Consider the following 17,374-nt stretch of genomic DNA (forward strand, 5'->3'; position numbering starts at 1 on the left):
CGAACTCGGACGTGAAACCCTGCCGCGCCGATGGTACTACCGCTTAAGCGTTGGAAGAGTAGGTCGTCGCCAGGCCTAGAAAGAAGAGAAATTCTAAACCTATCCACAAAGTCAAAGAACAAGCGCCTCTAAAGGGCGCTTTCTTTGTTTATGATGTATGATCACAAATCACACCCATCATCGCGGGGTGGAGCAGCCAGGTAGCTCGTCAGGCTCATAACCTGAAGGTCGTAGGTTCAAATCCTACCCCCGCAACCAAAGAAAAAGCCCGCTAGGACAATGCCTTAGCGGGCCTTTATTTTTCTGGGAATGGCGGCTGGAGGTTCTGCGGAAGCAATGGCAGCCCAAGCAAATATGTTTTATCGGCGGGTTTATCAAAAGGATTGAATTTATAATTAAAAATATCAATTAATGGGTGTGGAAATTCGTCCTTAGAATAGGTAGGACATTAATTGCAATATCCTGCAAAATAAAGTTCATCAACGCGGGCAATGGCTCTGCGAATTACCCCCAGACCGCGCGGCTTATTTATCTCAACAATTCCCCAGCAGTTTTTTAAGATCTGAAGAAGATCTTCGGATTTTGGTGCGGGCCTTTCTTCGAGGCCTGTTATAGCCCGAACCAAATCGAGTGCTTCCTGAGCGGTCTTTGGCTCCACTTTCCTTCCGGCCTTTATGTTTTCTAAAGGCGCAAGTGCGCCGCCAGTAGCTTTCTGATAGGGGCCGTTCTTTCCCAGTGCCCGCTCCACGTAGGTGATCATACGTTTTTCAGTTGCTTTGGTAGTTTTGATGAACTCGGCAAGACCATTGCTGTCAAGGCCAGCCTTGGCACCGTAGAAATGCATTGGAAGCCAAGCGCCATTGCCAACTTCAACGGCGCAGCGAATATAATCCTTTGGATCGTAAGGCGAAGAACCCTCCAGAAAGTCATTTATCAAATCAGTTGGCGTTGCGAAACCTTTGCGGACAAGGGAACCTGCGTCACCAAGGATCTTAACTTCTCCAATCAACTTTAGGGTAGGTTCGCCGGCCTTCTCGTCAAACTCACCCTCACGGATAAACTTGATTTGGTCCAACAAGTCTTCTCCGATAATGATGGAACGTTGTTCATCGATGAGCAGGCCAGTTGCCAAATCAGCGACCATTGCACCTCGTGGACCAAGCTGAAGCAGTTTTGCTACCATGGGCAGCATTTGCTCTCGTGCCTGACGATCACGTTCGTCAAGGATTGTTCGAAGATCACTATATTTTATTCTTGCCGACTGACCCGGATAACGAAAAAAAATGTCGCCTTCTTTGACAAACTCACCATCGCCTTTCAGCGCGATAATGGGTCGTGAGCCATGTTGATGTACATACATAACACCAACATTAGCCCCCTCAATTTCAAAAACGCCAGTTTCGACCTTTGGTGTCGGATCAAATGTCGATTTGATAATTTTTGTGAAATCCGCCGGATCAGCGTTTTGAAAGTCTTTGCTATTAACGCCAGCTACTTTGTAGCTCTCTGAATCTATCTCGTTGAGGACAATCTTCTTGTCCTTTACACCGAAGACAATATAACCGCCCATATTGTTCGCGAGAGCGGCAACGGCGCGAAGCCACTTTCCCGAGTGTCTGAAAGTGAAGTTTTCCTTGCATTCATGCTTCTCACTCTCACCGTACTTAAAATGCCAGATACCTTTTGAATTCTTTTCAAACATCGCCGAGAGAGTATTCTTTGACATTGGCTCCGCACCCACAGGTGTAGAAGGCCTTCCCTCGAAAGTAACTACTGTGCCGAGTGTTTCTGTTTGTTGGAACGATTTTAAGAACTTATCGAGTGCATTGTCGTCTACAGGGCTTATATTGGCTGCTTCACTATAGGTGCCATTCTTGATATCGGTTATCCTACCTGAATTCACGGGGCGTTCTGGCCTGTTGAAGAAGAACTGTATGTCCTTGTTCATCATTCCACGCAGGCACATTGCCTTGATCAAGGCAATTTCTTTATCCGTGATGCTTCGTTGTCGGACCATCAAGCTCACCGTTCTACTGCAGCCTTAATCATTCATAAGGTAGATTTTGTATATTCGGTCGCCTAGACCCTCCCTCTTAAGTCATTACTTTAGAAAGAATGGTGCTCGTCTTTAGGTAAGGTTACACTTTTCCCGGGCTAGTTTAGCGAGGGCGATGCTAAGGATGCGGAGGAATTTTCTTATAACTATCTCATAAATAGAATTTAAAAAGTATTTGCGAGAAACTCAAACAAAATAATCCCCGCGGTTGGGGCTGAGGCATTGCCCCTGATAGTGCCGTGCCCCCTCAGACGCCAAGAATACATAACTCCCGACAATGTCATCTACGGTTGCAATGCGTCCCAAGGGGATGGCGGCTTTGACGGCATTAAGAGTTTCTTCGGGGACGACATTCAGAATGGGCGTGAGGGTTGCTTCGGGGGCGACGCAGTTGATGGTGATGTTGCCGGGGCCGATTTCCAGGGCGATGGAGCGGGTGAAGGAGAGGATCGCTCCCTTTGCGGCCGTGTAGGCGGTGAGGACGGGGGCGCCTTTGTAGGCGAGTTGGGAGGCGGTGTTGATGATGCGGCCTGATCCTTGGGCATACATGCCAGGGAGGATGGCGCGCGTCATGAGGAAGGTGCCGTGAAGATGCACGCCGAGCACGCGGTCCCAGAGCTCGACCGGCATATGCTCGACCTTGTTGTTATGGGCGATGCCGGCATTGTTGACGGGGATATTGATGCGGCCGAAGGTTTTCGGGACCGTCTCCCACATTCGGGTGACATGGTATTCGCGCGAAACGTCGGCTTCCCCGGCAATGCTCTGGCAGCCGATGTCGTGGATTTCGCGGGCGACGGCTTCGGATGCCGGGGCTGCTGCCGGTGATGAGCGCAATTTTGCCGTTCAGCGTCGTGGCCCCCTTGTTGATTTACGTCAGGTCATCTCGCGCAGGATCTTCTGCGTGACATTCTCCAGCGTCTGCAGAAAACTCGCCCGGTCTTTTTTTGAGAAGGTTTTGTTGTTGCCGGATATTTCACCGGATTCGCGCAGATATTGATTGAGCTCGCGGGAGGCGAGGGCGCGGCCGATGTTGTCGGGGGTGAAGGGTTTGCCGTTGTGGCCTATGACCTGTGCGCCTTGTTTGAGGCAGCGAGCGGCGAGCTGGATATCGGCGGTGATGACGATATCGTGGGGGCGGCAATTTTCGGCGATCCAGTTGTCGGCGGCGTCGAATTCGGGGCCGACCAGGATGGCTTTGATATTGGGGCCGACGGAGGCGCGGAGGCCTTGATTGCTGACCATGGTGACCTGCAAGTTATGGCGGGCGGCGACGCGGATGATTTCATCTTTGACGGGGCAGGCATCGCCATCGACGAAGATACTGGGGGAATTCACGCTGTTTTCGGTCATTCTCTGGCTTCAAGACTGGCCCATAGGGCGCTTGGGTTACGCATGCGATAGAAGATATATCACAGCAGCTAGAGAGAGAAGGCTTGCGACCAGCGCGGCGCGCAGGAGTTTGCGGTTTCCCTCGACGCGTTTGACCAGTGAGACATTTTGTTCCGATAGCTGAAGGATCAGGTCGCTCATGGCCGCGACCTCGGACAGGAGGCCTCTGTTGCTGGCTTCGAGTGCGGCGACACGCTGTTCGAGAGAGCCTTCACCGGTGATGCTGGCGGCCTTTGGGTTGGGGTTTTGGAGCGTTTTGCTGTCCCTGGAGACGAAGCTCCAGAGCTTTCGGGCATTTTCTACGATCATGGGGGCATTTTCGATGACCTTTCCCCAAGGGATTGCGGAAATAATGCCTACAACCGGGAGTGCCATATCTGTCGTCCGTATCTGCGGGTCAGGGGTAGACATCCAGTAAGCCCGATAGGACCTCTCCCGGTCAAGGAAGGAAACGCCTTTCCATCTTCCGTTATGATCCCATTCTGCTTTTGTGGTGGCATGGGCAGATCACGCAATTGCCAATCCTTTCAGGCTGTCATATTTTGATTTATGCGATGGAGGAGAATGATCATGCGCAACAAGCTACTCGGTCTGTTGGCAGTGCCGGTCCTGGCGGTGTCCCTCACGGGATGCGGGGTCAATGAGGTCCCGACAGCGGAAGAAGCCGCGAAGGCTAAATGGGCCGACGTCCAGAGCGCCTATCAGCGCCGCGCCGATCTTATCCCCAATCTGGTGAAGGTCGCGGAACGCTATGCCCAGCAGGAGCATGACGTGCTGACCGAAGTCACTGCGGCACGGGCCAAGGCGACCTCCATCCAGTTGAACGCCAATGACCTGAACGATCCGGCCAAAATGGCTCAGTTCGCAGAGGCGCAGGGACAGCTTGGCAGCTCGATCGGGCGGCTTCTTGTGACCATGGAGGCTTACCCGAACCTCAAGTCGGATCAGGTGTTCATCAACCTGCAGAGCCAGCTTGAGGGCACGGAAAACCGTATCAATATCGCCCGGCGCGACTACAATGAAGCGGTCCGGCAGTATAACACCACGATCCGCACCTTCCCGGCGATGGTGGCGGCCAAAGTGATTTACAACGCAAAGCCGATGACGCCGTTTGAAGCCAAGGCGGGGGCTGAAAACGCCCCGACCGTCGATTTCGGCAAGAGATGATTGGAGCATGGCTATCCTGTCCGGGGTCCGCATTCTGAGCCTGAGGCTTTTTCTGTGTGTGCTGCTCCTCGTTCTGCCGGGGACTTTCGCGGTTCATGCGCAAAGCTTTCCGGCCCTGACCGGCCGGGTGGTCGATGACGCCAATCTGTTGACCCCGGCCGATAAGGCCACGCTGACCGCCCGTCTTGAACAGCTTGAAGCCCAATCGCAGCGGCAGCTGGTGGTCGTGACCCTGCCGAGCCTTCAGGGCTATGATATCGAGGATTATGGCTATCAGCTGGGCCGCAAATGGGGCATCGGCAGCAAGGAACGCAATGACGGCGCCTTGCTGATCGTCGCTCCGAACGAACGCAAAGTCCGGGTCGAGGTCGGCTATGGGCTTGAACCCATCCTGACCGACGCCCTGTCGTCCACCATCATCAGCCGGGATATTCTGCCGCATTTTCGCGACGGGCAATATTCGGCCGGGATTGTCGCGGGCGCGGACAGCATCGCCAAGCAGCTTGAGCTTCCTGAAGATCAGGCCCGCGCCGTCGCGGCGGAGGCGGCGAAAGCGGCCAAGAAACAGGAGACCGGCGGCCCGTCGCTGTTTTTCTGGGTGATTTTCTTCTTCATCTTTGTGCTGCCGGCTTTGAGATCGATGTTCGGCGGCGGCAGGACGCATCGCGGCGCGCGGCTGTGGGGCGCTGGTCTCGGGGCTGGGCTTGGTGGCCTGGGCGGCTGGGGACGCGGTGGCGGTGGCGGTGGATTTGGTGGGGGTGGCGGCGGCTTCGGCGGCGGCGGCTCCTCAGGCAGTTGGTAGGGAGCGCTGATTTATGGCCTGGACGTCACCCTACCGGCTCGACAAGAGCGAGCATGATCTCGTAACCGCGGCGGTGTCCGAGGCCGAGCGTGAAACCGACGCTGAAATCGTCACCATCGTTGCCGATCTGTCGGACCATTATGACGATGTGCCGTTGTTCTGGGCCGGTGGGATGACATTATTGGTGCTGTCGGTGCTGGCCGCCTTTCCGGCGCTCTGTCACAAACTGTTCGATCTGATCGTGCAGGGCTGGATCACCGAGATGAGCGAGCGGAATCTGCTGCTCACGGTGTTCATTGTGGCGCTTGTCACTTTTCTGCTGGTCTGGATGATCCTGCAATGGATGCCGTTGCGGTTGCGTCTTGCACCCCATGACATGAAGACCCGGCGCTGCCATAAGCGCGCGGTGGATTTGTTCCGGGTGGCGGCGGAAGGCCGCACCATGGGCCGCACCGGCATTCTCATTTATTTGTCGCTTGGCGAGCATCGCGCGGAGATCGTGGCTGACGCCGCCATTGCCGGCAAGGTCGCGCCCGAAGCCTGGGGCGATATGATGGCCGAAATGGTCGCTCATGTGCGAAAAGGTCAGGTCGGTCATGGCATGGCCATGGCGGTGCGCCAGGCCGGAGATGTGCTCGCGGTCCATGTGCCGAAGACGGAGGGCAACCCGAACGAACTCCCCGACCGGGTGATCGAGATATAGGCTGCGCAGCCCCGCAACCGACAGGAAAACCCCGTCAAATCAACTGGCGGGGTTTTGTCGTTTCGGGTTTCTTCGGCCATCGGATTGGGGCATTGTCTCTTGCTCCTCCGGACGCGGGGGGATAAACAAGACGCAAAGTAATTTGCCCATGAGCAGGGAGCCCAAGTGATGAACAAGCCCGTCTTCGACAAATCAAAGCTGCCGAGCCGTCATGTGACCGAGGGCCCCGAGCGTGCGCCGCATCGGTCCTATCTCTATGCCATGGGGCTGACGGAAGAGGAAATTCACCAGCCGCTGGTTGGCGTCGCCACCGCCTGGAACGAAGCCGCGCCCTGCAATATTTCGTTGTCGCGTCAGGCTCAGTCTGTAAAAAGGGGCGTGTCGGAATCCCACGGCACGCCGCGCGAATTCACCACGATTACGGTGACCGATGGCATCGCCATGGGCCATGAGGGCATGAAGTCCTCGCTGGTGTCGCGCGAAGTGATCGCGGACTCGGTTGAATTGACCATACGCGGCCATTCCTATGATGCGATGGTCTGTCTTGCGGGCTGCGACAAGTCGCTGCCCGGGATGATGATGGCCATGCTCAGGCTCAATGTTCCGGCCGTATTCATGTATGGCGGATCGATCCTGCCGGGCAAGTTCCGTGGCAAGGACGTGACCGTTGTGGACCTGTTCGAAGCCGTGGGCCAGCATGCCGCAGGCACCATCGATGACGCCTATCTGCATGAACTTGAATGCGTCGCTTGTCCGAGCGCCGGGGCTTGTGGTGGGCAATATACCGCGAACACCATGGCCTGCGTGTCGGAAGCCATCGGCCTTGCTCTGCCAGGATCGGCGGGGGCTCCGGCACCCTATGAAAGCCGCGACGAATATGCGTTTGAATCCGGCAAGGCGGTGATGGATCTGTTGGCCCGCAATCTGCGTCCGCGCGATATCGTGACCCGGAAATCGCTTGAAAACGCGGCGCGCATTGTTGCTGCCACGGGCGGTTCGACCAATGCGGCGCTGCATCTGCCGGCCATGGCCAATGAACTTGGCATCGAGTTCGATCTGTGGGACGTGGCGGAAATCTTCCGCTCGACGCCCTATATCACCGACCTCAAGCCGGGCGGTCAGTATGTGGCCAAGGACATGTTCGAAGCTGGCGGCGTGCAGCTTGTGATCAAGACGCTCTATGAGCATGGTTATATCCATGGCGACTGCCTGACCGTGACCGGCAAGACCATCGCCGAAAATCTGGAAAATGTCGTCTGGAACCCCAATCAGGTGGTGGTGCGGGAGGCGAATAATCCGTTCTCGACCACGGGCGGCGTTGTGGGCCTGCGGGGCAATCTCGCTCCGGAAGGGGCCATTGTGAAAATCGCCGGGATGAAGCGCTTGCAGCATACCGGTCCGGCTCGGGTGTTCGAATGCGAGGAAGATGCCTTCGCCGCAGTTGAAAGCCGCAGTTACAACGAAGGCGACGTGTTCGTGATCCGTTATGAAGGTGCCAAAGGCGGCCCCGGCATGCGCGAAATGCTGGCTACCACGGCAGCTCTTTACGGGCAGGGCATGGGCGAGAAAGTGGCGCTCATCACCGACGGGCGGTTCTCCGGTGCAACGCGCGGGTTCTGTGTCGGCCATGTGGGCCCCGAAGCCGCAGTCGGCGGCCCGATCGCCTTCCTGCGTGATGGCGACATCATCACCCTCGATGCCGAAACGGGCAGCATCGACGTGGCGCTGACCGAAGCCGAATTCGCCGAACGCAAAAAAGGCTGGGCACCCAAGGAGCCGGATATCACCACCGGCGCCATCTGGAAATACGCCCAACTCGTCGGCCCGGCCTACAAGGGCGCCGTGACCCATCCGGGCGCCAAGGCGGAAAAGAAGATCTACGCGGATATCTGATTTTATTCTTCACGCATAAATTATGAAACGGCTGCGATTATCTGAAATCGCAGCCGTTTTTTTATGTTTAGCCTTGAGGGGTAGTCCACTTCACATATTCTTTCTACTTGACGAAGAAAGGCGGTAGATGACAAAATCGTGATCGGAAAGCGGGGGATTTTCCATTGACCACTTGGGGGATATATGATCGTGAAATTGAGCTATGCCGCGCTGGGCGCTTTTTGCCTGGCCGTGTGTTCGTTTGCGTCTTTTGCACAGTCGGCACCAGCATCCGGGACGCCCGCGCATCAAGATGGTGCTGCGGAAGCGGGGAATGACCAAAAAGTCTTGAAACGTAAGATTGCCATCGGGCGCTTTTCCAATGAAACGCGTTATGGCAAGACTTTGCTGGTGGATCAAAATCTTGATCCGCTGGGCAAACAGGCCAGTGATATTCTGGCGGCACGTCTGGTCGAATCCGGAAAATTTCTTGTCTTTGAGCGCGGGGAAGCGGATCGCGTCAAGCAGGAGCAGCAATTGTCCGGCGGGGCTGGGAGCTTGATCGGTGTTGATACCCTGATCATCGGTTCGGTGACGGAATTCGGCCGCTCGACGGGCGGGGAAAAGGGCTGGCTCCACAAGACCAAAGTGCAACTTGCTCATGCCAAGGTCGATGTGCGCCTGGTTGATGTGCGCACTGGCCAGATGTTTTTTTCGGCCAGCGGTTCGGGTGAAGCGACTACGGAATCCGGGGAGACCCTGGGGTTTGGAAGTCGGGCTGATTATGATGCCACGCTTAATGACAAGGCCATTGGCGCGGCCATTGCCAATCTGATGAACAGCGTGCTGACCAAGCTTCAGGAACGGCAATGGCGCACGGACATTCTGAAGGTCGCGGGCAATGTGGTCTATATCAGCGGCGGCGCGCGCCAGGGCCTCAGAAGCAATGACGAGCTGGTGGTGTACCGGGCCGGAGAAGTGATCAAAAGCCAGCAGACCGGCTTTGATATTGCGCTCCCGGCGGCGGAAGTGGCACGCCTGCGGATTCAGTCGTTTTTCGGAGATAGCGAGGCCAATGAGGGCGCTGTTGCCATGCTGGAATCCGGGTCCCTGGATGCGAGCAGACTTCAAGGACTTTATGTCGCGGCGGGGAGGCCTTGATCATGCGGAAAATCACTTTGTGTTTGGGCGTGGGCCTGATGCTGACGCTTGCAGCTTGCAGCACGCCGAAAACAGCAACGCGTCTGGTGGATGCGCGGCCGACGATTTCTTTAGCGAATGTTCCGGGCGGCGCGGATGTGATGGTCGATGGCCAGTTTATGGCGCGGTCTGATGATCTTTTTAAGAACAAGCCTTTGAAGCTTGAGTCCGGCACACACAAAATCGAGCTTGTTTCGGCTGGCCGGATTTTGTTCAGCAAGACCGTCTTTTTAGCGGACGGCACGCATACAGTCGTAACGCCATAGTTTTTGTAAATAGGGGGATGGGAAATGAAACCAGTATATCTTGGTGTTCTGGCACCATTGATATTGATGCTGGCTGCTTGCAGCACGGCCAAACAAAAATATGCCTGGGGCGGGTATGAGGGGACGCTCTACAATTATTATAAAAATCCGACCGAAGCCAAGAGGGCGGCCGAGGCCATTTCAAAGAATATTACAACGGCGGAATCCAAGGGGCTGAAAGTGCCACCGGGACTTTATGCTGAATATGGTTATTTGCAGCTTGAGCTTGGGGCCGCAGATCAGGCGATTGTCAGTTTTGAAAAGGAAAAGGCCGCATGGCCTGAGTCCGCGACGCTGATGAACAACATGATCAGCACGGCGAAAATTCCGACCAAGGGGCCTGGCCAGTGACGCGTGCTGAACGCGATTTGGGGGGTGCGGTTTTGAGGAGTGAGGGAATGACTCTGTTTCAAAGAGGGCTGCTGATTGTTTGCGCAAGCTTACTGATGGCAGCTTGCGCTCAAGCGCCGACGCCATACAACTATACGATGTTTCGGCAGGAAAATCCGAAGACGATCCTCGTGGTTCCTGCGGTAAATAATACCGTCGACGTCAATGCGCCGGACTCGTATTTATCCACCATCTCCGTGCCGCTGGCTGAGCGCGGATATTATGTTTTCCCCGTTAATCTCGTGAAAAAGGTTATGGAGAACGATGGCCTCGCGGACGCCAATATGGTCCACGCAGCCGACCCGAAACGTTTGGGTGAGATTTTTGGCACGGACTCCATTCTTTATGTCTCGATCAATAAATGGGATGCCAAATATATCGTTATCAGCACCTCGGTCGAGGTGAGCTTCACCTATACGCTGAAAAGCGGACGCACGGGGGAGACGCTGTGGACACGGGATATGGCCATGACCTATTCGCCGCAAGCGAGTGGCGGGGGGCTCGGCGGATTGATCGCCCAAGCGATTGTCTCGGCCATCGAAAAGGCGGACCCGAGCTATATTCCCTTGACCCAGCAAGCGAATGCCATGGCCGTCAATGTGGAAAAAATCGGCCTTCCTGCCGGTCCTTATGACGCGGAATACGGCAAGGATCATAGTAAGTTCTGATTTTCACCGAGTAGACTTGATGAAAACCGCCCGTGCCATGCCCGGGCGGTTTTTTGTTGCCTGCTTTGGAGACTGCCCTATCGTTGAGGCTGACATATTTGGGGGGATAAGGCGTGTCGGCCGATCAGAAAAGTTTTCGCTATTACGATCTGTTTATGGCGGCCTTTGTGGCTGTTCTGCTGTGTTCGAATATTATTGGCCCGGCCAAGGTCGCGAGCCTGTGGGGCTTTACTTTTGGGGCCGGGGTGCTGTTCTTCCCTATATCCTATGTTTTTGGCGATGTGCTGACCGAGGTTTATGGCTATGCCCGGGCGCGCAAGGTGGTGTGGACGGGGTTTGTGGCGCTTGGGTTTGCGTCCTTTATGGCTTGGATCATTGTCGGCATGCCGCCGGCCGAGGGCTGGGACGGGCAGGATGCTTATGCCGCCGTGCTCGGGCAGACGCCGCGCATTGTTCTGGCCTCGCTCATTGCCTTTTTCGTCGGTGAGATGGTCAATGCCTATGTGCTGGCGCGCATGAAGGTATGGACAGCGGGGCGCTGGCTGTGGACGCGGACCATCGGCTCGACGGTGGTGGGGCAGGCCTTTGATAGCCTGGTGTTTTACCCGATCGCCTTCTATGGCATGTGGCCCAATGATTTGCTGCTGGCGGTCATGCTGTCGAATTATCTGATCAAGGTCGGCTGGGAGGTTGTGCTTACCCCGGTGACCTATCGGGTGGTCGCCCTGCTGAAGCGCGCCGAACAGGTGGATTTTTATGATCGCGGCACCGATTTCAATCCCTTCACCCTCAAAAGCTGAGCTATCCTCAGAGGGTGGAGGTGTGATCATGGTCGATATCGGGTTAACCCATGTGGCGTTGCAATGCCGGGATCTGGATGCCTCGATCGCGTTTTATGCCCGCTATGCCCATATGCGGGTGGTGCATCGTCGCCATGATGGCAAGACTTCTCATGAGGTGGCCTGGCTCAGCGATGAAACGCGCCCGTTCGTGATCGTGCTGATCGAAGCTGAGCGGGTGCAGGGCGTGCTTGGCCCCATCGCCCATCTTGGCGTCGGCTGTGCAAGCCGGGACGAGGTCGATCGCTATGCGGCCGAGGCGCGGGCGGCGGGCATTTCGGTCATGGGGCCGGAGGATTGGGATTATCCGGTGGGTTATTTCGCCTTTCTGCATGATCCGGACGGCCATGTGCTTGAACTGTCCCACGGGCAGGAGGTTGCCTTGACCTTGGCCAGGGCAGCAGACGAAGATGAGGCGCGGCATGTCCCGGAATGAGACGGGTGTCGGTAGATTTTACACTCTCTCCGACCCTGGTCCGCATTTCGCGGGCCGGAATGGCGGAAACAGCTTCAGATCCTGGACTGTAAATGAAGCCCTTGATTTGGCACGGGCCTTGCTCAGACAAGGGCAGGGAAGTCGTGAGATGGAGATGAGATTATGATCCGGGGTCTGAAAACAGGGTTGCTGCTGGTGGGATGTCTTGCAGCCATTGGCGGAGCCGAAGCCAAAACCGCGACCTCCGAAAGCGGCGTGTTCGCCCTGTTTGATCGCGGCGTGCTGTCGATTGTCGCGGCCCATGCCTGTCAAAGCGCCGACCGGACCACGCTGCAACAATTCACCAGCGAATTCGGTCAGGTGGCCGACCTGGTCGGTGATGAGCTGCAAAGCATGAACCCGGGCCAGCGCCGCGACGATCTTGCCATGCTGATCGGCTTTCGCGTCGCGCAGTTGGAGCTGCGGGCTGAGACAGCCATCAAATCAAACGGCTGCGACGCGGCCGAAGTCAAAGCCATGCGCCAGCTTTTCGATCTGAAAGCGCAGCTTGCCATGGTCAAAACCTCCTCGATCACCGTCACTCATTGATCGCTGCCGAAGCGTTAATCTGTAAGCTGATATTCATCTGGGCCCTGTTATGGTTAAGCCTGAGTATAACAGGACAGGCGGCTTGGGCCGTCGTGCCTAAGTGAGTGACCTACTATGAAGACAGCTTTTTCGGGTATCTTCAGCAAGCTTGCGTTGGTGGCCCTCGTGGTGGCGCCGACGATGGTTTATCAGGGCCAGGCGATGGCCCAGCAAACCAGGGGCGGTGGCTGGGTCAATCCGGATGAGCGCGCCGAGCCGAACATCGGCATCCCTCAGGGTGAAGAGGGCTGGTCCGACGGCGAATTGGCGCAGCTTCTGGCGCCGGTGGCGCTTTATCCCGATCAGCTGCTGGCGCAGGTTCTGACCGCCTCCACCTATCCGCTTGAGGTTGTGGAGGCGGACCGCTGGGTCAGCGATCCGCGCAACGCCGGTCTCAAAGGCGAAGCGCTTGGGCGGGCGGTTGAAAGCAAGGATTGGTCGCCAAGCGTCAAGTCGCTGGTTCAGTTCCCGGAAGTGCTGCATATGATGAGCAGCAAGCTTGATTGGATGCAGGATCTGGGCGAAGCCTTCCTGGCCCAGGAAGGCGATGTCATGGCCATGGTGCAGCAATTGCGTCAGGATGCATCGGCATCCGGCACGCTCAGATCGACGCCGGAACAAATCGTGCGCGAACAGGATCAGGCGATCCTCATCGTGCCTGCCAACCCGCAAGTCGTTTATGTGCCCTATTACGATCCCCTTTATGCTTATGGGGCCTGGGACTATCCGGGATATCAGCCTTATTATTTCGGCGGCCCCGCTTATGTCGGGCGGCCGGGGCTGTTTTTCGGCAACAGCAGCATGGTCCTCAGCATGTTGTGGGGTTGGAGCGATTGGGATTGGCGGTATCGCCGCCTGAATATTCATACGGATCGCTATAATCGCCTGAATTATCATCGTCCGCCGATTTCGTCGTCGATCTGGACCCATGATCCCTATCACCGTCGCGGCGTTTACTATCAAAACACCCGCATTCGCGATCGCTTTGAGGGCTCCAACAGAGGAGGCCCGAACGGATATGGAAATCACAGCTCCGGCTGGCGTCAGGATCGTGATCGCAGCTCCGACTGGAACCGCATGCGTGAACGCAACCCGGCGCTTGATCAGGGCGGTCGGCGCGGATCGAACTGGCAGGGAAGCACGCGCAGTCCGTCAGCGTCTTCGCCAGCGGTGGTCCAGCCGCAAGCTCAGCCGGCCCCTACCACCCGTGAGCGCATGATGCAGAACTGGCGGGAACAGCGCACGCGGGAGGCTCAGCCTGAACAGGCCCGGCCGCAGCAATCCGCTCCGGTGGCGCAGCCACAAGTCGAACGCCCTGCAGGACAAGCCCAGCCGGACCCTGCCGCCCGTGAGCGCATGATGCAGAACTGGCGGGAACAGCGCACGCGGGAGGCTCAGCCTGAACAGGTCCGGCCGCAGCAATCCGCTCCGGCGGCGCAGCCGCAAGTCGAACGCCCGCAGTACCAGCGGCCACAAGTCGAACGCCCTGCAGGACAAGCCCAGCCGGACCCTGCCGCCCGTGAGCGCATGATGCAGAACTGGCGGGAACAGCGCACGCGGGAGGCTCAGCCTGAACAGGCCCGGCCGCAGCAATCCGCTCCGGTGGCGCAGCCGCAAGTCGAACGCCCGCAGTACCAGCGCCCACAAATGGATCGTCCACAAGGGGAGCGGCCGCAAGTCGAACGCTCACAAGGGGAACGTCCGCAGCGTGATGGCGGGGACCGAGGGCGAGGACGCGAGGAGCGCTAGGACGCTGATCAAGCAGGTGTGCGGGCCGGTCTCGTGGCATAGTGCCGTTTGCCCCATGGATACGTGGGTCAAGCCCGCGTATGACATCTAAAGAAATCGTCATCCTGAGCGAAGCGACAGGATCCAGATTTCCTTGACAGGCTGCGGTCGTGCTGCGGCGTTCGGGCGGCAAATCAACAGAGCCCGCCTCGAAGCACGAGACCGCACGACCAATAGGCCATCAGTTCAGTCGGTCAGTTCGCACCAGACCGGGGTATGATCGGATGCTTTTTCCTGGGCGCGCGGGCGGCGGTCCACGGCGCAAGTGACCAGCCGGTCGGCGGCTTGCGGCGACAGCAGCATATGGTCGATGCGGACGCCATTGTCCTTGGCCCAGGCGCCGGCCTGATAATCCCAATAGGTATAGGCCGGGCCCTGAGGTTTGGTCACCCTGAGCGCGTCGGTGTAGCCGAGGTTAAGGAGCGCCCGGAATGCGGACCGGCTTTCCGGCTGACAGAGCGCGTCCCCGGCGAAAGCCACGGGATCATAGACGTCGATATCCTCCGGGCAGACGTTATAGTCCCCCGTAAGCACCACCGGCTGTTCCGTTGCGATCAGCTGCTGGGCCCGGGCATGAAGCCGTTTCATCCAGCGCAGTTTATAGTCGAATTTCTCTCCCGGCACCGGATTGCCGTTCGGCAGATAAAGCCCGGCCACGCGCACGCCCTTGACCGTTGCTTCGATATAGCGGGCCTGTTCGTCGCTGTCGTCGCCGGGCAGCCGGATCAGCACATCCTCAAGCGGGTGGCGGCTGAGGATGGCGACGCCGTTGTAGCTTTTCTGCCCATGAATTTCGAGATGGTAGCCGAGCGCCTCGAACTCGAAACGGGGGAAATCGACGTCCACCGTCTTGGTCTCCTGAAACACCACCACGTCGGGGGCGGCATCAGACAGCCAGGTGAGCACATTCGGCAGGCGGGCCTTGACGGAATTGACGTTCCAGGTGGCGATTTTCATGGGCAGTTACGCTTTACGTCTGACGGAGGAAGGGCAGACGGCTTGGCCGTCCAAGACCGAGGCGGGCCATGGCGTTGGCGACGGCCGGTGCCGCAGGCGGCACACCGGGTTCGCCAACACCTGTTGGAGCTTCGCTTGAGGGCAGGACCACCACTTCGATCTCCGGCATTTCATTGATGCGGAGCGACCGGTAGGTATCGAAGTTCGATTGCTCCGGGTGACCGTCCTTCAGGGTGATTTCACCATAGAGGGCGTGACCCATGCCAAAGCCGATGCCGCCTTCCATCTGGGCGCGGATGATGTCCGGATTGACCGGCTGACCGCAATCGACGGCGCACCAGATTTTATGCACCCGGGGACCGTCCTCGCCTTTGGAGACTTCGGCGATCTGAGCCACATAGCTTTTGAAGCTTTTGACGACGGCGACGCCACGGGCGCGGCCATCGGCGGCTGCGGGGCCGGTCCATTTGGCAAGCTCGGCGACGGCGCGCAACACGCCCGCCGCCCGCGGATTATCGGTCATCAGCGCAAGCCGACCCTGCACCGGATCCTGACCTGCGGCTTCAAGCAGTTCATCGATGAAACATTCGGCGGCATATCCAGTGTGCGAATGACCCACCGAGCGCCACCAGGAAATCGGCACTTTGACATCCGGGCTATGCAGCTCGGCGCTGAAATTCGGGATGTCGTACAGCAGCTCCGACATGCCCTCAAGCGAGGTCGGATCGACGCCGTTTTTGAACGAAGCGGCATAGCGCGGATCTTTCAGGATGGACTGACCAACCGATGTGCTGCTCCAGGCCTGGACCTTGCCGTCTTTGATCGTGCCGCGCATGCGATGCACGAACAGCGGGCGGTAATAGCCGCCCTGGATATCGTCTTCCCGCGTCCACACCAGCTTGATCGGCTTGCCCGCGCCGATGGCCTGGGCGACGTGACACATTTCAACGGCGAAATGCGACGTAAGCTGGGAGCGGCGGCCAAAGCTGCCCCCGGCCAGAAGCGTGTCAATGGTGACGCTCTCTTTCGGAAGACCAAGGGTCTTCGCAATGGCCGTTTGATCGGAGGTTTGCCCCTGGCAGCCATAACGCGCATGGGCCGTCTTGCCGTCCCAGATCAGCACGCCGTCCAGCGGCTCCATGGGGGCATGGGCGAGATAAGGCAGCACATATTCGCGTTCAATGATTTTCGGGGTATTTTTGAGCGCGGCTGCGGCATCGCCCTTGGTTCCGGCGACGGCCCCTTGGGTCTGCGCCAGTTTGCGATATTCGGCGATCAGCTCCTCGCTGCCACGCGTTTCGGCGTTGCTGTCGTCCCAGGTGATCTTGAGCGCCTCGCGCCCCTTGATGGCAGGCCAGGTGCCGGTGGCGTACACTGCCACACCTTCGGGGATTTGCTTGACGTCGACCACGCCCTTGACCTTGCGGGCCTCGGTCGCATCGAAGCTTTTGACGCTGCCGCCGAAACGGGGCGAGTGGGCGACGACGACGGTCAGCAGGCCGGGCTCGAAAACATCAAGCCCGAATTGGGCCGTGCCATTGACCTTGCTCGGCGTATCGATGCGCTTGACCGCGCTATCCTTGCCGATCAGGCGGAATTGCGACGGGTCTTTGAGCGTCACTGTCTCCGGAACCGGAAGTTTGGCGGCGGCGGCGACGAAGGTCCCGAACGGCGCTGATTTTTTACGCGCCGCGTGGCTGAGGATGCCTTTGGTGATGGTGATCTCCGCAGCCGGGACTTTCCAGGCATCGGCGGCGGCACTCACTAGCATGGCGCGGGCAGTAGCCCCGGCGCGGCGCATCTGGTCATAGGAATTGGCTATGGCGCTTGACCCGCCGGTGCCCTGGGAACCTAAGCGCAGGTTTTTATAAATCTCCTGGATCGCAGGCGCGGATTCAGCCTTCATCTGGGCCCAGTCGGCATCCATTTCCTCGGCCACGAGGGTGGTGAGGCCAGTGTAGGGGCCCTGACCGAATTCGATATGCTTGACGATGACGGTGACGCTGCTGTCCGGGGCAACGCGCACGAAGGCGTTCGGCACGAAGGGCGCGGTCTTGGATGCGGCGGTGGCGGCATGACTTCCGCCGAGCGGCAGCGTCATGCCGATGACGAGACCTGCCATGCCCTGAAGGGTGGCGCGGCGGCTCAGTTTCATATCATATTCGGTCATGA

At 57.9% G+C, this 17,374-nt stretch carries 18 protein-coding genes and 1 tRNA gene; 13 read left to right on the top strand and 6 right to left on the bottom strand.

Features of this window, described 5'->3' with window-relative positions; translation table 11 throughout:
- Positions 1–181 precede the first annotated feature (181 nt).
- Positions 182–258 (top strand) — tRNA-Met (locus tag NYP16_RS04870).
- Positions 259–448: 190 nt separating this feature from the next.
- On the opposite strand, the gene NYP16_RS04875 is transcribed toward NYP16_RS04870, so the two are convergent.
- The 4 genes from NYP16_RS04875 to NYP16_RS04890 form a co-directional block, all read right to left on the bottom strand.
- Positions 449–2,017 (bottom strand): AlbA family DNA-binding domain-containing protein, encoded by a 1,569-nt coding sequence (locus NYP16_RS04875; protein WP_274942995.1) that lies wholly within the window; start codon positions 2,015–2,017, stop codon positions 449–451.
- Between the two features lie 225 nt (positions 2,018–2,242).
- Positions 2,243–2,893, bottom strand: a complete 651-nt coding sequence (locus NYP16_RS04880; protein WP_274942996.1) for an SDR family NAD(P)-dependent oxidoreductase — start codon at positions 2,891–2,893, stop codon at positions 2,243–2,245.
- A 39-nt stretch (positions 2,894–2,932) separates the two neighbouring features.
- Positions 2,933–3,409, bottom strand: a complete 477-nt coding sequence (locus NYP16_RS04885) for a YaiI/YqxD family protein (protein ID WP_274942997.1) — start codon at positions 3,407–3,409, stop codon at positions 2,933–2,935.
- A gap of 36 nt (positions 3,410–3,445) precedes the next feature.
- Complete coding sequence (locus NYP16_RS04890) at positions 3,446–3,823, bottom strand: hypothetical protein (protein WP_274942998.1); 378 nt, start codon at positions 3,821–3,823, stop codon at positions 3,446–3,448.
- Between the two features lie 189 nt (positions 3,824–4,012).
- Between NYP16_RS04890 and NYP16_RS04895 the strand changes: the two genes are divergently transcribed.
- The 12 genes from NYP16_RS04895 to NYP16_RS04950 all read left to right on the top strand — a co-directional run bounded on the left by NYP16_RS04895 (position 4,013) and on the right by NYP16_RS04950 (position 14,206).
- The gene (locus tag NYP16_RS04895; RefSeq protein WP_429913142.1) at positions 4,013–4,615 is read left to right on the top strand and encodes a LemA family protein; all 603 of its coding nucleotides are present in this window, start codon (positions 4,013–4,015) and stop codon (positions 4,613–4,615) included.
- Between the two features lie 7 nt (positions 4,616–4,622).
- Positions 4,623–5,417, top strand: a complete 795-nt coding sequence (locus NYP16_RS04900) for a TPM domain-containing protein (protein ID WP_274943000.1) — start codon at positions 4,623–4,625, stop codon at positions 5,415–5,417.
- Positions 5,418–5,430: 13 nt separating this feature from the next.
- Positions 5,431–6,120, top strand: a complete 690-nt coding sequence (locus NYP16_RS04905) for a TPM domain-containing protein (protein WP_274943001.1) — start codon at positions 5,431–5,433, stop codon at positions 6,118–6,120.
- Between the two features lie 168 nt (positions 6,121–6,288).
- On the top strand, positions 6,289–8,013 hold the full coding sequence (ilvD, locus tag NYP16_RS04910) for a dihydroxy-acid dehydratase (protein WP_274943002.1): 1,725 nt from the start codon (positions 6,289–6,291) through the stop codon (positions 8,011–8,013).
- A gap of 327 nt (positions 8,014–8,340) precedes the next feature.
- Positions 8,341–9,153, top strand: coding sequence for a CsgG/HfaB family protein (locus NYP16_RS04915; RefSeq protein WP_274943003.1), 813 nt, complete (start codon positions 8,341–8,343; stop codon positions 9,151–9,153).
- A gap of 2 nt (positions 9,154–9,155) precedes the next feature.
- The gene (locus tag NYP16_RS04920) at positions 9,156–9,458 is read left to right on the top strand and encodes a hypothetical protein (protein WP_274943004.1); all 303 of its coding nucleotides are present in this window, start codon (positions 9,156–9,158) and stop codon (positions 9,456–9,458) included.
- Positions 9,459–9,482: 24 nt separating this feature from the next.
- The gene (locus tag NYP16_RS04925; RefSeq protein WP_274943005.1) at positions 9,483–9,848 is read left to right on the top strand and encodes a DUF4810 domain-containing protein; all 366 of its coding nucleotides are present in this window, start codon (positions 9,483–9,485) and stop codon (positions 9,846–9,848) included.
- 47 nt (positions 9,849–9,895) lie between these two features.
- The gene (locus tag NYP16_RS04930) at positions 9,896–10,555 is read left to right on the top strand and encodes a DUF799 domain-containing protein (RefSeq protein ID WP_274943006.1); all 660 of its coding nucleotides are present in this window, start codon (positions 9,896–9,898) and stop codon (positions 10,553–10,555) included.
- 155 nt (positions 10,556–10,710) lie between these two features.
- Positions 10,711–11,355 (top strand): queuosine precursor transporter, encoded by a 645-nt coding sequence (locus tag NYP16_RS04935; RefSeq protein WP_279347171.1) that lies wholly within the window; start codon positions 10,711–10,713, stop codon positions 11,353–11,355.
- 28 nt (positions 11,356–11,383) lie between these two features.
- The gene (locus tag NYP16_RS04940; protein WP_274943008.1) at positions 11,384–11,830 is read left to right on the top strand and encodes a VOC family protein; all 447 of its coding nucleotides are present in this window, start codon (positions 11,384–11,386) and stop codon (positions 11,828–11,830) included.
- A gap of 162 nt (positions 11,831–11,992) precedes the next feature.
- Positions 11,993–12,418: a hypothetical protein gene (locus NYP16_RS04945; RefSeq protein ID WP_274943009.1), complete on the top strand. Its 426-nt coding sequence runs from the start codon at positions 11,993–11,995 to the stop codon at positions 12,416–12,418.
- Between the two features lie 114 nt (positions 12,419–12,532).
- On the top strand, positions 12,533–14,206 hold the full coding sequence (locus NYP16_RS04950) for a DUF3300 domain-containing protein (RefSeq protein WP_274943010.1): 1,674 nt from the start codon (positions 12,533–12,535) through the stop codon (positions 14,204–14,206).
- 225 nt (positions 14,207–14,431) lie between these two features.
- Here NYP16_RS04950 and xth read toward each other — a convergent pair whose 3' ends face one another.
- Positions 14,432–15,202 (bottom strand): exodeoxyribonuclease III, encoded by a 771-nt coding sequence (gene xth / locus NYP16_RS04955; RefSeq protein WP_274943011.1) that lies wholly within the window; start codon positions 15,200–15,202, stop codon positions 14,432–14,434.
- Between the two features lie 13 nt (positions 15,203–15,215).
- A complete protein-coding gene (locus tag NYP16_RS04960) occupies positions 15,216–17,372 on the bottom strand; it encodes a xanthine dehydrogenase family protein molybdopterin-binding subunit (RefSeq protein WP_274943012.1) in 2,157 nt (718 codons plus the stop codon).
- Between the last annotated feature and the right edge of the window lie 2 nt (positions 17,373–17,374).

The sequence above is a fragment of the Govania unica genome (genome assembly GCF_027920805.1).
Taxonomy (GTDB): Bacteria; Pseudomonadota; Alphaproteobacteria; order Sphingomonadales; family Govanellaceae; genus Govanella; species Govanella unica.

Bases quoted from the DNA above. Each gene is read 5' to 3' on its own strand.
- NYP16_RS04875 (WP_274942995.1), bottom strand. From the start codon at position 2,017: ATGGTCCGACAACGAAGCATCACGGATAAAGAAATTGCCTTGATCAAG.
- NYP16_RS04885 (WP_274942997.1), bottom strand. From the start codon at position 3,409: ATGACCGAAAACAGCGTGAATTCCCCCAGTATCTTCGTCGATGGCGAT.
- NYP16_RS04890 (WP_274942998.1), bottom strand. From the start codon at position 3,823: ATGGCACTCCCGGTTGTAGGCATTATTTCCGCAATCCCTTGGGGAAAG.
- NYP16_RS04895 (WP_429913142.1), top strand. From the start codon at position 4,013: ATGATCATGCGCAACAAGCTACTCGGTCTGTTGGCAGTGCCGGTCCTG.
- NYP16_RS04900 (WP_274943000.1), top strand. From the start codon at position 4,623: ATGGCTATCCTGTCCGGGGTCCGCATTCTGAGCCTGAGGCTTTTTCTG.
- NYP16_RS04905 (WP_274943001.1), top strand. From the start codon at position 5,431: ATGGCCTGGACGTCACCCTACCGGCTCGACAAGAGCGAGCATGATCTC.
- ilvD (WP_274943002.1), top strand. From the start codon at position 6,289: ATGAACAAGCCCGTCTTCGACAAATCAAAGCTGCCGAGCCGTCATGTG.
- NYP16_RS04920 (WP_274943004.1), top strand. From the start codon at position 9,156: ATGCGGAAAATCACTTTGTGTTTGGGCGTGGGCCTGATGCTGACGCTT.
- NYP16_RS04925 (WP_274943005.1), top strand. From the start codon at position 9,483: ATGAAACCAGTATATCTTGGTGTTCTGGCACCATTGATATTGATGCTG.
- NYP16_RS04930 (WP_274943006.1), top strand. From the start codon at position 9,896: ATGACTCTGTTTCAAAGAGGGCTGCTGATTGTTTGCGCAAGCTTACTG.
- NYP16_RS04935 (WP_279347171.1), top strand. From the start codon at position 10,711: ATGGCGGCCTTTGTGGCTGTTCTGCTGTGTTCGAATATTATTGGCCCG.
- NYP16_RS04940 (WP_274943008.1), top strand. From the start codon at position 11,384: ATGGTCGATATCGGGTTAACCCATGTGGCGTTGCAATGCCGGGATCTG.
- NYP16_RS04945 (WP_274943009.1), top strand. From the start codon at position 11,993: ATGATCCGGGGTCTGAAAACAGGGTTGCTGCTGGTGGGATGTCTTGCA.
- NYP16_RS04950 (WP_274943010.1), top strand. From the start codon at position 12,533: ATGAAGACAGCTTTTTCGGGTATCTTCAGCAAGCTTGCGTTGGTGGCC.
- xth (WP_274943011.1), bottom strand. From the start codon at position 15,202: ATGAAAATCGCCACCTGGAACGTCAATTCCGTCAAGGCCCGCCTGCCG.
- NYP16_RS04960 (WP_274943012.1), bottom strand. From the start codon at position 17,372: ATGACCGAATATGATATGAAACTGAGCCGCCGCGCCACCCTTCAGGGC.